The organism is Nocardioides pocheonensis, from assembly GCF_003725535.1.
Classification (GTDB): Bacteria; Actinomycetota; Actinomycetes; order Propionibacteriales; family Nocardioidaceae; genus Marmoricola; species Marmoricola pocheonensis.
The window spans coordinates 57,188-70,751 of sequence record NZ_RJSF01000043.1 but is presented as its reverse complement, the minus strand read 5'-3'; the positions used below and the strand labels follow the sequence as shown (position 1 = coordinate 70,751).

Annotated in this window: 11 protein-coding genes and 1 pseudogene; 9 read left to right on the top strand and 3 right to left on the bottom strand. The window is 68.4% G+C overall.

Annotated elements, in window-relative coordinates:
- Positions 1-30 precede the first annotated feature (30 nt).
- The 3 genes from EFL26_RS16320 (at position 31) to EFL26_RS16310 (ending at position 3,557) form a co-directional block, all read left to right on the top strand.
- Positions 31-1,551, top strand: coding sequence for a DUF3696 domain-containing protein (locus tag EFL26_RS16320; RefSeq protein ID WP_123223974.1), 1,521 nt, complete (start codon positions 31-33; stop codon positions 1,549-1,551).
- Positions 1,548-2,627, top strand: a complete 1,080-nt coding sequence (locus EFL26_RS16315; RefSeq protein WP_148046744.1) for a hypothetical protein — start codon at positions 1,548-1,550, stop codon at positions 2,625-2,627. The genes EFL26_RS16320 and EFL26_RS16315 overlap by 4 nt, the downstream gene beginning before the upstream one ends.
- 69 nt (positions 2,628-2,696) lie before the next feature.
- Positions 2,697-3,557, top strand: coding sequence for a RecB family exonuclease (locus EFL26_RS16310; RefSeq protein WP_183408228.1), 861 nt, complete (start codon positions 2,697-2,699; stop codon positions 3,555-3,557).
- A 131-nt stretch (positions 3,558-3,688) separates the two neighbouring features.
- On the opposite strand, the pseudogene EFL26_RS16305 reads toward EFL26_RS16310, so the two are convergent.
- A pseudogene (locus tag EFL26_RS16305) lies at positions 3,689-3,862 on the bottom strand (DUF255 domain-containing protein); the annotation flags it as partial.
- A gap of 206 nt (positions 3,863-4,068) precedes the next feature.
- The gene (locus EFL26_RS16300) at positions 4,069-5,250 is read right to left on the bottom strand and encodes an ROK family transcriptional regulator (protein ID WP_123223971.1); all 1,182 of its coding nucleotides are present in this window, start codon (positions 5,248-5,250) and stop codon (positions 4,069-4,071) included.
- 95 nt (positions 5,251-5,345) lie between these two features.
- Between EFL26_RS16300 and zwf the strand changes: the two genes are divergently transcribed.
- The 3 genes from zwf to eda are packed head-to-tail and all read left to right on the top strand — an operon-like array spanning position 5,346 to position 9,240.
- Positions 5,346-6,815: a glucose-6-phosphate dehydrogenase gene (gene zwf, locus EFL26_RS16295; protein WP_123223970.1), complete on the top strand. Its 1,470-nt coding sequence runs from the start codon at positions 5,346-5,348 to the stop codon at positions 6,813-6,815.
- Positions 6,812-8,623, top strand: a complete 1,812-nt coding sequence (gene edd / locus EFL26_RS16290) for a phosphogluconate dehydratase (RefSeq protein WP_123223969.1) — start codon at positions 6,812-6,814, stop codon at positions 8,621-8,623. The genes zwf and edd overlap by 4 nt, the downstream gene beginning before the upstream one ends.
- Complete coding sequence (gene eda, locus EFL26_RS16285; protein ID WP_123223968.1) at positions 8,620-9,240, top strand: bifunctional 4-hydroxy-2-oxoglutarate aldolase/2-dehydro-3-deoxy-phosphogluconate aldolase; 621 nt, start codon at positions 8,620-8,622, stop codon at positions 9,238-9,240. The genes edd and eda overlap by 4 nt, the downstream gene beginning before the upstream one ends.
- 25 nt (positions 9,241-9,265) lie before the next feature.
- Here eda and EFL26_RS16280 read toward each other — a convergent pair whose 3' ends face one another.
- The gene (locus EFL26_RS16280; protein WP_221177001.1) at positions 9,266-10,267 is read right to left on the bottom strand and encodes a LacI family DNA-binding transcriptional regulator; all 1,002 of its coding nucleotides are present in this window, start codon (positions 10,265-10,267) and stop codon (positions 9,266-9,268) included.
- A gap of 196 nt (positions 10,268-10,463) precedes the next feature.
- Here EFL26_RS16280 and EFL26_RS16275 point away from each other — a divergent pair, with 196 nt between their 5' ends.
- The 3 genes from EFL26_RS16275 (at position 10,464) to EFL26_RS16265 (ending at position 13,562) form a co-directional block, all read left to right on the top strand.
- Positions 10,464-11,555, top strand: a complete 1,092-nt coding sequence (locus tag EFL26_RS16275; RefSeq protein ID WP_123223966.1) for a substrate-binding domain-containing protein — start codon at positions 10,464-10,466, stop codon at positions 11,553-11,555.
- Between the two features lie 145 nt (positions 11,556-11,700).
- Positions 11,701-12,732 carry an ABC transporter permease gene (locus tag EFL26_RS16270; RefSeq protein ID WP_221177000.1) on the top strand — a complete coding sequence of 344 codons (1,032 nt, stop codon included), beginning with the start codon at positions 11,701-11,703 and terminating at the stop codon, positions 12,730-12,732.
- Positions 12,729-13,562 (top strand): ATP-binding cassette domain-containing protein, encoded by an 834-nt coding sequence (locus EFL26_RS16265; protein ID WP_123223964.1) that lies wholly within the window; start codon positions 12,729-12,731, stop codon positions 13,560-13,562. The genes EFL26_RS16270 and EFL26_RS16265 overlap by 4 nt, the downstream gene beginning before the upstream one ends.
- Positions 13,563-13,564 lie beyond the last annotated feature (2 nt).

Below are 13,564 nucleotides of genomic sequence, written 5' to 3'. Positions count from 1 at the left end.
TAGCATTCGCACAACCCAAAGGAGCACTCCATGTCCGACTCGACCCGCACCCCCGGGGACGAGCGCCCGATCTCGCCCGACTGGGTCGGTCTCGACCGCGAGGCTATGAAGACCCGGCAGGAGGAGACCGTACGTCGCATGCGCGAGGCCGGCGAACGCTGGCGCGAGGAGCAGAAGCGCAGCGAGGAGCAGCTCCAGGCCTTCCTCGATCGACATGCCGATGACTCGCGTCCTGCGGAGGGCAAGACCCAGCCGCGAGAGGCGAAGCAGCGCCCTCGCCCGCAGCCACTCATAGAGCGTCTCCACGTGGAGAACTTGAAGTCACTCGCAGGCCGTCACGAGATCCCGCTCGCGCCACTCACCTTGGTCTACGGACCAAACTCCGCCGGCAAGTCGACGGCGCTCAAGGCACTGCAACTGTTCATGCATGCCGTCGACACCGGCAGGTCCGACGCCCTGAATCTATGGCGTCGAGCGTTTCCAGACGTTCGCCCTGACAGCGTGGTCACCTGGGAGCGCCAGGCTGAGGACACCCCGTTCTCCCAGACGAGGACGCTCGTGCTCGGCGTCGATTACCGCCTCCCGCGCTCTGGCGACCTCGCCCGGGCCGAGCTTGGATTCCAAAGCTCCGACATCGGTCCATGGCAGTCGTCGACCATCGGCCTGGCCGGCGGCCCAGACCAGGCCCGCAAGGAGTTCTTCCTGAACTTCGAGGACGCCGACCCGATTGATCGTGGCGACTTCGGCAGCATCGGACCCCGGTGGGAGGTAAGTGAATGGTCCGGCGGTGAGCGCTCAGAGCCGATGAAGCGGGACGTCGACCACCTGCTGTTCGGGGATGCCGACGTCCACCTCCAGCGAACTCTGTTCCGACTGGCCGGTCAGCTCACCCACTTCGGCCCCCATCGGGGCAACCCTGCGGAGAAGTACTCCCCGGTTGACCTCGACGACATCGCCGGCCCCGATCACTGGGGGATCGCCGGCGCGCCACGTTGGGGCGTCGCAGGGTTCGAGGGACACGAGGTCCTCAACCAACTCCTGGAACAGCTGGAGATCCCCCACTCGTTCGAGCCAACCTTCACGTCCGACCAGGGCGGAGTCCGTGTATCCGACTGGATCCTGGCCGACCGACGCTCCGGAGCGCCCGTTCCGCTGTCCGAGGTCGGGTACGGCGTCAGCCAGCTGCTGCCCGTGATCGACGCATGCGCGCATGCGACCCAGCGCGTGATCTCGATCGAAGAGCCTGAGCTTCACCTTCACCCTCGCCTTCAGGCGAGGTTGGCGAACCTGTTTGCCTTCTCGGTCCTGCGGCGTGGGAATCAGGTGATCGTGGAGACCCACTCCGAGAGCCTGCTTCTCCGCGTGCGTCGTCTCGTCCGGAGCGGAAAGCTGCTCCCGGACGAGGTCGCCGTCCTGTACATCGACAACACGCCGGAGGTTGGCGTGAGCGTTCGTCGCCTTCGCCTTGGCGAGCAAGGCGAGCTGCTCGATCCGTGGCCAACTGGGTTCTTCGACGACAGCCTCGCCGACGTGCTTGGCGGTTGGGAGTGATCGGCCGATTCGCCATCGACGCGGATGCACTAACTCTGCCCAACGGTGGCAGCCTTGGGGCAAGACTTGAACACAAGCGCCTCGCGGAATGTGTCCTCGAATTTGGCCTGCTCGGAGTGCTTGGACCCAACGACGCAAAGGCCCTTTTTGGCGCCATGGAACGCCTGGCGGACCAACTCGGTTACGACTTCTGGCGCCCACTCATGCGGGCCATCGACAGTTCCGGGCCCGGGGTGTTTCGAGCACGCCCGCCACATGACATGTCGGTGCATGACTACGCGTTGGCCGGTGACCTTGAGCAGCTCCAGGCAGTTGTCGACCTCCTTGTACTCGGTTCGAGCGACCGCGCACCTGGCGTCCCGCCGACGGTTGCACGAGCCCTGTATGACGACCACGGATACGCCTCGTTCACCAACGGACTGGAAGTCGCGCTCTCGAGCGCCGTCGACCAGTCAGAAACGGTGCACCGCCTGAAGGCCCTACACCGCGAGACGATTATCCCCGCCGGCACGCTTCGCACCGCGGTCTGGGACACCTACTTTCGCCCATTGGCTCGAGTGTCGACGGAAGTGAATATCTTCGACCGCTTCCTGTTCTCCGGCTTGGTCAAGACGAGCAAGTTCAATGGCAACGCCAGCCTCCTCACTTGGCTGCTCGATTCCCTCGACCGGGATCTACCGCGGAACGCCACGGTCAATCTCTTCGCGCGTAGCGGCAACCGAGTTGCAGACGAAAACCATGACAAGACCGCGCAGCCGTACTCCGTCGGCGACATCTCGGACGCGGTGAAGAAGTCGCGTCGTTGGAGGCGGAACGGCCGACTCCACCTCTACGTCGACGACGCACTGGACCACGACCGCCACGTCCGCTTCAGTTGCGGTCACGCGATCATGCCTCAAGGCGGCTTCGACAAGTTGCGATTCAGGGAAGGCGCGCTACTCAAGCCATTCAGTTACGCCTACGTGCCGCCCGGCGACGGTCTCAACCGACGAGCCGACGAGGAGGCAAAGGCCCGGAGTCGCGGCATCCACTACGTGCACCGTTCGAAAGATGAGGGGTTCGTCAGGCAAGCGTAGGTCGTGGCGCGCCGGCGCCGGTACGCCCCAATGCCCCACGCGCACGATCGAACCGAGGACAATGACGACGTGCGGCGCCAGACGGAGATTGAAGTGGAAGTCCCCGACCTGGGCCGCGCGCGTGCATCGATCAGTGTCACGGCGCTAAAGCGGTTCTGGCGCTGCGAACTTGCGTACTGGTTCGCCTACGTCGCGCAGCGAGGTCAGCCCGTGTCGGCCGGAGAGTGGTCACTCGGCGCGATCGTGCACGGCACCCTCCAGCGCCTCTTCAACCTGCCGCCCGAGCGCAGATCGTTCGAGTCTCTTCTTGAGCTGGCTTTGGCCGAGTGGCGTGTCGACCATCCCACCGAATACTTCGACCACCTATATCTCGCTCGATCGAAGGCAGCCGGGATCTTCCGCGTGGTCGACGTTCAGCAGGTGCAGGTTGTCGGCACCGAAGTGGCCGTTGCCCAGACCTTCGGTCGCTTCGAACTCAAGGGGCGCATCGACCTCCTCTACCGCGACCACAACGGCACCAACGTTGTGGCCGACTACAAGACTCGATTGCGATGGCCCAAGAGCCCGCTGCAAGACCCGATGCTGACCATGCTGACCTACGACACCCTGCTAAGCGCCCGATACAGCAGCCCCGACGTCGCGACCGTTCTCGAGCTCCTCGGTCTGGACCCACCGGTTGCGGAACGCTCTAACTCCATCATGGCCGAGGACCGGGCGCGCCACCGTAGCGAGATCGCTCGCCACCTTGATCGACTCGCCGCAGCAGACGGCACCGACATCTGGAGCGGCCGCGTCCGCCCATCATGCGATTCCTGCGCGTTCCACGACCACTGTCCCGCGGTTTTGGAGGCGCGGAGGCCCAAGGGGTCTGCTTCCCGCGTGGCCCTGCGTGCCGAGGACCTGCCTCCACCGCGCAGGTCGGACCAATGATCGAGTGATACGAACTCTTGATACGAATTCGCCCGGAAGCGGCGTCCGACACCGTCCTCGATCGGACTCACACGGCCTGATTCGGCCTCGGATCGAGCGTGGATCGGCATCACGAGCCGCGACCTAAGCACAATCCCGGCCACGTGGCACCAGTGGCAGGCGGCGTACCCGACGCTGAGCAGCACCGGCACGTCGCGCCGCCGCGCCTCCTCGAAGGCGTCGGGTCCCCACTCCCACCAGTCGACGGGGTTGTCCTGGTGCTGCAGGAGGTACGGCGATGTCGCACTGGCTAGCCGGTTGGCCACGAAGTCCCTCGTCCCATCACTGGTCGGACCGCGACCGTCGCCGGCCAGGGCCTCTGTGCATTCGGGTCGCGCGTTCGCGCCGGGTCGTTGCGGCGGCCGGACAGACGGATCGCCACCTGTTGCGCTCGCCGTCGACCGCCGGACCTTCCGCGGTAGGACCGATTACACCACTCCGCCGAACCCGCCTTCCTCACCACTCGGGAGGGTCAGCGCGACGCCAACGCCCGGTCGAGGCTCGACGGGGACAGCACGTCGTTCAGCACCAGCTGGGCGCACCCCACGACGCCGGCCTGGGCGCCGTAGGTGCTCGGCAGGATCTCCAGGTCCCGCGACGCCACCTCGGTCGCGTCGGCGTACAGCGTCTCCCGTAGCCCGGCGACGAAGGTGTCGTACGCCGGGGCCATGTCGCCTCCGATGACGACGGCGCGCGGGTTCAGGACGTTCACGACGGCCGCGAGCACCTCGCCCACACGGCGGCCGCTGTCGCGGATGCGTGCCCGTGCGTCGGCGTCGCCGTGGGCGGCCTGCTCGACGAGCTCGCGCAGGTGCGAGACCGGACGGCCGGCCGCAGCGACGTCCTGCACGAGAGCCCAGCCCCCGGCCACCGCCTCCAGGCACCCGGTCTCCCCGCAGCGGCACGGCCGACCTCGCGCCGCAGGGCTCTTGGAGTGACCGAGCTCGCCGGCCGCGCCTCGCGCGCCGCGGAGGAGACGACCCTCGGAGATGATGCCGCAGCTGATCCCGGTCGATGCCTTGACCACGACGAGGTCGCGATGGGTCTGCAGATGTCCCCGGGTCTCCGAGAGCGCGAGAACCCTGGCGTCGTTGTCGACACGGATCGCCACGTCGCCGAGCGATTCCAGGTACGGCGCCAGCTCGACCCCGTCCCAGCCGCGCATGATCGGCGAGGACATGCTCATCCCGCGGTCGGTGTCGACGGTCCCCGGGATGCTCAGCCCGACGCCGCGCACTGTCTTCGGCTCGAGGCCCGCGTCGCCGAGAAGCTTCATGAAGCCGTCGAGCAGCCGGGGCATCAGGTCGTCGGGGACCGCGCCGTCGGCATGGTCGAACTCCGCGGTCGCGAGCACCTCGCCCTCGAGGTCGCACAGACCGAACTGGGTGCGGCTACGGCCGAGCGCACCGGCCAGCACCACGCCGGCCCGCGCGTTGAACCGAAGCTGCGTCGGGGGCCGGCCGCCCGTGGACGGAGCGTCCTCGCCCTCCACGACGAGGCCCGATCCGAGCAGGGCAGCGAGCCTGGCGGTCACCGCGGTCCGCGACAGACCGGTCACCCGGGCGACCTCGCTCCTCGTCGAGACCTCGCCTCGACGGATGAGCGCGAGCACGTCACCGGCGGTGGGAACCGGTGCGGCGGAGCGTCCGGACATGGCTGCATTGAAGCACAGAAGACTGGCCAGTAACGTACCGAATGGACACACTTTGGTCTTGTGGAGTTACAAAAGTCTGCTTAGGCTCTGGAGCCATGACCACGACCCCCGCGCTCGCCGACAGCGACTTCGTCATCTTCGGCGGCACCGGCGACCTGGCGCTGCGCAAGCTGCTCCCGGCCCTGTACCTGCGCGACCGCGACGGCCAGCTCCCGGCCGGCACTCGCATCGTCGCCGTCTCCCGCGCGGGCCTCGACGACGCCGGCTATCGCGACAAGGTGCGCGGCTCTCTCCCGGCGTACGTGGGCGAGAGCGAGCCGCGAGAGCTCGATCGCTTCGTCAGCCGGCTGAGCCACGTCAGCCTCGACGTCGACGACGCGGCCGCGTGGATCGAGCTGGCCGACCGGCTGTCCGTCGACGCCAACCCGGTCCGTGTGTTCTACCTCGCCGTGGGGCCGGCGCTGTTCGGGCCGATCTGTCGTCACCTCGACGAGCACGGACTCGTGGACGCGGAGAGCCGCGTGGTGCTGGAGAAGCCGATCGGCCACGACCTCGCGTCCGCGGAAGCGATCAACGACGCGGTCGGGGCGGTCTTCGACGAGTCCAGGATCTTCCGGATCGACCACTACCTCGGCAAGGAGAGCGTGCAGAACCTGCTGGTCACGCGGTTCGCGAACACGATCTTCGAGCCGCTCTGGAACGCTCACGCGATCGACCACGTGCAGATCACGGTGTCGGAGTCGCTCGGCGTGGGGTCGCGAGGCGGCTACTACGACGCCGCGGGTGCCCTGCGCGACATGGTCCAGAACCACTTGCTGCAGCTGCTGTGCCTGGTCGCGATGGAGCCGCCGACGTACGTCGGGCGGGAGACCGTCCGGGACGAGAAGCTCAAGGTGCTCCAGGCCCTGCGTCCGATGACGGCCGACGAGATCACCAGCAGCGCGGTGGTCGGGCAGTACACCGCCGGTCTCGCCGAGGGCACGGCTGTCCCGTCGTACCTCGAGGACCTCGAGACCGAGTCCAGCCGGACCGAGACCTTCGTCGCGCTGAAGGCGGAGGTGTGCAACTGGCGCTGGGCCGGCGTGCCGTTCTACCTCCGCACCGGCAAGCGCATGAAGCGGCAGTACTCCGAGATCGTGATCGCCTTCAAGCAGGTGCCGCACCCGATGTTCCCGGGCAGCGACGGAGAGCAGGAGCCGAACCGGCTGGTGATGCACCTGCAACCCGACGAGAGCATCAGGTTGCACCTGGTGGCGAAGGAGCCCGGTCCCGGCGGCATCAGGCTCCGCCCGGCGTCGCTCGACCTCAACTTCACGCAGGCCTTCGGCGCGAAGTCACCCGACGCCTACGAGCGGCTCCTGATGGACGTCATCCGGGGCAACCCGACCCTGTTCATGCGCCGCGACGAGGTCGAGGCCGCGTGGCGCTGGATCGAGCCGATCGTGGCGCACATGGCTTCGGGGAAGTCCCCGCGGCCCTACCCGGCCGGCACGGACGGTCCGCCTGCCGCTGACACCCTGATCGAGCGCGACGGACGCGCCTGGCACGAGAGCAGCAGCCGATGAACCAGCTCCACCCCGTCGTCGCGGCAGTGACGCAGAAGATCGCCGAGCGCAGCACCGAGACCAGGACGGACTACCTCGCACGCATCCGGTCCGCTGCCGACCGAGGCCCGGCGCGCGGCCGGCTCGCCTGCGCCAACCTCGCGCACGGGTTCGCCGCCTCGCCTGCTCCCGACAAGGCCGCCCTGCGTCAGCTGGTGAAGCCCAACGTCGCGATCGTGTCGGCCTACAACGACATGCTCTCGGCCCATGCTCCGTTCGAGTCCTACCCCGCCACCCTGAAGCAGGCGGTGATCCGTGCCGGGGGCATCGCGCAGTTCGCCGGCGGCGTACCGGCGATGTGCGACGGGATCACGCAGGGCCGGGACGGCATGCAGTTGTCGCTGTTCAGCCGTGACGTGATCGCGATGTCGACCGCGATCGCTCTCTCGCACGACATGTTCGACGGCGCCCTGATGCTCGGAGTCTGCGACAAGATCGTCCCCGGGCTGCTCATCGGCGCCCTCTCGTTCGGGCACCTGTCCACGATCTTCGTCCCCGCCGGGCCGATGACGTCCGGCATGCCGAACAACGAGAAGGCGCAGGTGCGCCAGCTGTACGCCGAGGGCAAGGTCGACCGGGCGGCGCTGCTCGAGGCCGAAGCCGCGTCGTACCACTCGAGTGGCACCTGCACCTTCTACGGCACCGCCAACAGCAACCAGCTGCTCATGGAGGTGCTCGGCCTGCACCTCCCCGGGGCGAGCTTCGTGAACCCCGGTACGGCGATGCGCGACGCGCTCACCCGCGCCGCCGGCCGCCGGGTCACCGAGCTCGCGATGGCGGAGGACCGGATGCCGATCGGCGAGATCGTCGACGAGAAGGCGATCGTGAACGCCTGCGTCGCCCTGCTCGCCACGGGCGGATCCACGAACCACACCCTCCACCTCGTGGCCATCGCCCGAGCCGCCGGCGTCATCCTGACCTGGGACGACCTGTCGGAGCTCTCGAGCGTCGTCCCCCAGCTCGCTCGGATCTACCCGAACGGCGTCGCCGACGTGAACCACTTCCATGCAGCCGGCGGTCTCGCCTTCACCGTGCACACGCTGCTCGAGCACGGCCTGCTCCACGAGGACGTGAACACCGTGGCCGGTCACGGACTGCGCCGCTACACGACCGAGCCCCGCCTCAGCGGCGGGGAGCTGGCCTGGGAGGAAGGGCCACGGCAGAGCACCGACACCGACGTGCTGCGTGGAGCCGACGACCCGTTCGCCCTCGACGGCGGCCTTCGCGTCGTCGACGGGAACCTGGGACGGGCCGTGGTGAAGGTCTCGGCGGTCAAGCCCGACCAACGCGTGGTCACCGCACCGGCGCGCGTCTTCGAGGACCAGCACGACCTGCTCGCCGCATTCGACGCCGGAGCGCTCGACGGTGACGTCGTCGCCGTGGTCCGGCACCAGGGACCGGCCGCCAACGGGATGCCGGAGCTGCACAAGCTGACCCCGGTGCTCGGCGTGCTCCAGGACCGGGGCCACCGGGTGGCCATCGTCACCGACGGGCGCATGTCCGGGGCTTCCGGGAAGGTGCTCGCGGCGATCCACGTCACGCCGGAGGCCGCCGTCGGCGGACCGCTCTCGCGCGTGCGCGACGGCGACCTGGTCACCGTCGACGCCGAGTCCGGCGAGCTGCACCTGCACATCGACGACCTCGCTGATCGCGACGCCAGCACGCACAAGGAGCGCTTCGTCGGCACGGGCCGGGAGCTGTTCGCGAGCATGCGACGCACGGTCAGCCCTGCGGACCTCGGCGCCTCTGTGTTCGGAGACCACTCATGAGCATCCTGGATCTCTCGCCGGTGGTTCCGGTCGTCGTGATCGACGACGTCGAGGTCGCGGTACCGCTCGCGCGCGCGTTGGTCGACGGCGGCATCCCGGTCATCGAGCTGACCCTCCGTACGCCGGTCGCGCTCGCTGCGATCGACCGGATCGCTGCCGAGGTGCCCGACATCGTGGTCGGCGCCGGGACGGTGGTCGACCCCGACCAGGCAAAGGCCGCGGAAGCGGCCGGCGCGCAGTTCCTGGTCTCACCCGGCAGCACGCCGGCGGTCCTCGATGCGATGGCCGACACCGGCCTCCCGCTCCTGCCGGGATGCGCGACGATCTCGGAGGCCATGGCGCTGCGCGAGCGCGGGCTCACCGAGCTCAAGTTCTTCCCGGCACGAGCCTCGGGAGGCGCTGCGTTCCTCGCCTCGGTGCACGGACCGCTGCCCGACCTCAGGTTCTGCCCGACGGGTGGGATCTCTGCCGAGAGCGCGCCGGACTACCTGGTCCTGCCCAACGTCGGCTGCGTCGGAGGCACGTGGCTCACCCCGTCGGACGCCGTCCGGGCACGCGACTGGCAACGGATCACCGGGCTCGCCGCCTCCGCACGCCACCTCGGGGACGGCCGATGATCGTGGGCCTGCGGACGAGCGTGTACTAACGAGACGCCGCCGGAGGAATGGCGCCGGACTCACGCAGGACCAGCGTCGTCGCCACCTCCACGTGCTGCGAGGGTGCGGATCCCTGCTGCATCCGGGCGAACAGCAGGTCGGCAGCACGGGCACCCAGGGCCTCCAGGTCCTGGGCGATGACCGTGACCGCCGGCTCCAGGAGGTCGGCCATCGGGAAGTCGTCGAAGCCGATCAGAGCCACGGCGCGCTGCAGCCCTCGCTGCCGTAGGGCGCGTACGACACCGACGGTCAGGTCGTTGCGGGCGGCGAAGATCGCCGTCGGCGGTTCCGCGCTGTCGAGCAGCTCGAGGGTTGCCTGCGTCGCCTCCAGCGAGGAGCGCAGGTTGGCGACCACCATCCGCTCGTCGGGCTCGAGACCCGCTGCGGCCATCCCCTTGAGGTAGCCGCGACGCCGTTCGCGGGCGGTCCAGATCTGCTCGCTGTCAGAGAGGCACGCGATGCGGCGGTGCCCGAGCGCCGCCAGCTCGGCCACTGCCTGCTGGGCGGCGCCGGCGTTGTCGACGACGACGGTGTCCACGTCCACACCACGTGCAGGTCGGTCGACGGCCACGACGGCGAGCCCGGCGCGGATGTCGGAGAACAGGTAGCTCTGGTCGTCACCGGTCGGCATCAGGACGAGGCCGTCCACGCGTCGCGAGACCATCGCGCCGGCCATCAGCGCCTCGCGTTCCTGGAGATCGTCGAGGCTGGACGACAGCACCGCGACGCCTGCCGGACGCGCGCGGTCCTCGATCGCGCGCAGCAGGGTGGCCGAGAACGGGTTGCGCAGGTCGTGGAGCAGTACGCCGATGCTCCCGGTCCGATGCCCGCGACGCAGGTTGCTGGCCGCGAGGTTGTGCCGGTAGTCGAGCTGCGCGACGGCGCTCTGGACCCGCTGGATCAGCTCCTCGGAGACGCCTGGCTCACCGTTGACCACCCGGGACACCGTCTTCAGGCTGACTCCCGACAGCGCCGCCACGTCCTTCATCGTCGCCCGCATCCGCATCAGGAGTACCCCCGTCCGAAGGCTCAGACAACGTTGTCCGGCAGAACGTACCAGATGAGTCTCAAGGGGTTGACAGAGCCAGGGCGTTGTGACGTACTTCTCAATGACAACGTTGTCTTGTTAGGCGACAGTCCGCCGGTGGACCGGCGGAGAGACAACCCCCGAGAAGGTAGGAATCATGGCGTCTTCCACCCGCCCACACACCGTGCTCCGACGCGCGGTCGCGCTGACCGCGGTCCTGGCCGCGTTGTGCTTCACGGCCGCGTGCGGCAGCAGCGACAAGTCCGGCTCCGGCAGCGGCAAGGTCTCCGTCTCGCTGATCACCAAGGACTCCATCAACCCCTTCTTCGTCGCCATGCAGAAGGGCGCCAAGGAGGCCGCGGCGAAGAACGGCGTCGACCTGAGCGTCGGCGCCGGCAAGCAGGACGGTGACGAGCAGGGTCAGATCACGCTGATCGAGAACGCCATCGCGAAGGGCCAGGACGGCATCCTGATCACACCCAACGGACCCGGGGTCAACTCGGCGATCAAGAAGGCCCGTGACGCCGGTCTCTTCGTCATCGCGCTCGACACGCCCCCCGACCCGGCGGACACGGTCGACATCACCTTCGCCACCGACAACTTCAAGGCGGGCGAGCTGATCGGCAAGTGGGCTGCCGCCCACATGGCCGGCAAGCCCGCCGTGATCGCCATGCTGGACCTGTTCAACGACAAGGTCGTGTCGGTCGACTACAACCGTGACCAGGGCTTCCTGTCCGGCATGGGCATCGACGTGAAGGACAAGACCAAGAACGGCGACGAAGCCCCGACCGGCAGCTACAGCGGCGGCACCTACAAGATCGTCTGCAACGAGCCCACCAACGGCGCCCAGCCCGACGGCAAGACGGCGATGGAGCGCTGCCTCGCGAAGAACCCCGACATCAACCTCGTCTACTCGATCAACGAGCCGGCGGGCATCGGTGCCAGCGAGGCGCTCAAGGCGGTCGGCAAGACGGCCACGATTGTGTCCGTCGACGGCGGCTGCCTGGGCGTGAGCATGGTCAAGTCGGGAGTGATCGCGGCGACCGCGCAGCAGTACCCGGTGAAGATGGCCCAGCTCGGCGTGGAGGCGATCGCGAAGATCGCGAAGGGTGGCGCCAAGCCGCAGACCTCGCCTGGTCTGGACTTCTTCGACACCGGCGAGGCCCTGGTCACGGACAACCCGGCCCAGGGTGTCCCGAGCATCACCAGCGACGCCGGCAGCAAGATCTGCTGGGGCACGGTCGGCTGATCTCGCGGCACGACGCTCACCGGGTCGGTCTCCCACCTGCGACACTCGCAGAAGGGGACGGCCGACCCGGCGAGCCCGGCCGGCGCGCCTGTTGCCCGGCCCATGCTCAGCAACCACTCATGCCACTCCCACCAAGGAGGTCGTGGTGACCACTGCCACGCATCAGCCCGCGACTGCCGCGGACACGTTCGCTGCTCGCCGGCAGTCACCGGTCCAACGCGTCCAGCAGGTCCTGCACGCGTACCCCACGATCAGCCCCGTCCTCGTGCTCATCGCCGCGTCGGTCGTCTTCACGATCGTCAACTCGCGGTTCGCCGATCCCCAGTCACTCTCGCTCGTCTTCCAGCAGGTCGCGGTCGTCGCGGCGCTGGCGATCGGCCAGACCCTGATCATCCTCACCGCGGGCATCGACCTGTCCGTCGGCGCGATCGCCATCCTCTCGATGATGATCATGGCCAAGCTGTCGATGGACCACGGGATGCCCGGGATCCCGGCGATCATCGTCGGCATCGCGGTGGGCACGCTCGCGGGGCTGGTCAACGGCCTGCTGGTGACCCGGATCAAGCTGCCACCGTTCATCGTCACCCTCGGCACCTTGAGCGTGTTCACGGCGCTCGGCCTGCTCTACTCCAAGGGACAGAGCGTCGAGGCAGCGAGCATGCCGGCCGTCGTCAACTGGACCGGCACGACCTTCGCGGTCGGCCAGTTCCGGATCACCGTGGGCGTCGTACTCGTCCTCGTCCTGTACGCCATCACCGCGTTCGCCCTGAGCCAGACCGGCTGGGGCAAGCACGTGTACGCCGTGGGTGACGACGCCGAGGCAGCGCGACTGGTCGGCATCAGGGTCAACCGCGTCCTTCTCTCGGTCTACACCGTGGCCGGACTCATCTACGGGATCACCGCGTGGATCCTCATCGGGCGGGCTGGCTCGGCCAGCCCCAACGCGCTGACCGATGCCAACCTGGAGAGCATCACGGCCGTCGTCATCGGCGGCACGAGCCTCTTCGGTGGGCGCGGCCTCGTCGTCGGCTCCCTCCTGGGCGCCGTCATCGTCGGCGTCTTCCGCAGCGGACTCTCCCTCGCCGGGGTCGACGACCAGTACCGCGTGCTGGCCATCGGCGTCCTGGTGATCGCCGCTGTCGCGGTGGACCAGTGGATCAGGAAGGTAAGGGCATGACTCAGCTCGCACACGGAAGCGCCCCCGCTCCGGTCCCTCCGGCGGACACCCGGCAGCCGGTCCTCGAAGCCCGATCGCTGGTGAAGACCTTCGGACGTGTCGTCGGCCTGGACGGCGTCGACCTGCAGCTGTTCCCGGGCGAGGTGCTCGCGATCATCGGCGACAACGGAGCCGGCAAGTCGACCCTGATCAAGTGCCTCACCGGGGCCTACACCCCCGATGCCGGAGAGATGCTGCTGGACGGTCAGCCGGTGCACTTCAAGCGGCCTCAGGATGCACGCGACGCCGGGATCGAGACGGTCTACCAGACCCTCGCGGTCGCCCCGGCCCTGGACATCACCAGCAACCTCTACCTCGGTCGGGAGTTCCGCCGCAAGGGTCCCCTCGGGTCGGTGCTGCGGATGCTCGACAAGAAGGCGATGCGGGACAACGCCGGCACCTCGATGTCCGACCTCGGGATCGGCACGATCCAGAACATGTCCCAGGCGGTGGAGACCCTCTCGGGTGGTCAGCGTCAGGCGGTCGCCGTGGCACGGTCGGCGATGTTCGCCACCAAGCTGGTGATCCTCGACGAGCCCACCGCGGCGCTCGGCGTCAAGGAGACCGGGCAGGTCCTGAAGATGATCGAGGAGGTCAAGAACCGCGGACTGCCCGTGATCCTGATCAGCCACAACATGCCCAACGTGTTCGAGGTGGCGGACCGGATCCACATCCAGCGACTCGGCGCCTCGGCGGGAGTCATCACACCGCAGTCGCACACGATGTCCGAGGCGGTGGCGATCATGACCGGCGCCACCACCCTGGCCGAGACGCCCGGCCGCGCGGGATGACG

Bases quoted from the DNA above. Each gene is read 5' to 3' on its own strand.
- edd (WP_123223969.1), top strand. From the start codon at position 6,812: ATGAACCAGCTCCACCCCGTCGTCGCGGCAGTGACGCAGAAGATCGCC.
- EFL26_RS16320 (WP_123223974.1), top strand. From the start codon at position 31: ATGTCCGACTCGACCCGCACCCCCGGGGACGAGCGCCCGATCTCGCCC.
- EFL26_RS16265 (WP_123223964.1), top strand. From the start codon at position 12,729: ATGACTCAGCTCGCACACGGAAGCGCCCCCGCTCCGGTCCCTCCGGCG.
- zwf (WP_123223970.1), top strand. From the start codon at position 5,346: ATGACCACGACCCCCGCGCTCGCCGACAGCGACTTCGTCATCTTCGGC.
- EFL26_RS16280 (WP_221177001.1), bottom strand. From the start codon at position 10,267: ATGAAGGACGTGGCGGCGCTGTCGGGAGTCAGCCTGAAGACGGTGTCC.
- eda (WP_123223968.1), top strand. From the start codon at position 8,620: ATGAGCATCCTGGATCTCTCGCCGGTGGTTCCGGTCGTCGTGATCGAC.
- EFL26_RS16275 (WP_123223966.1), top strand. From the start codon at position 10,464: ATGGCGTCTTCCACCCGCCCACACACCGTGCTCCGACGCGCGGTCGCG.
- EFL26_RS16300 (WP_123223971.1), bottom strand. From the start codon at position 5,250: ATGTCCGGACGCTCCGCCGCACCGGTTCCCACCGCCGGTGACGTGCTC.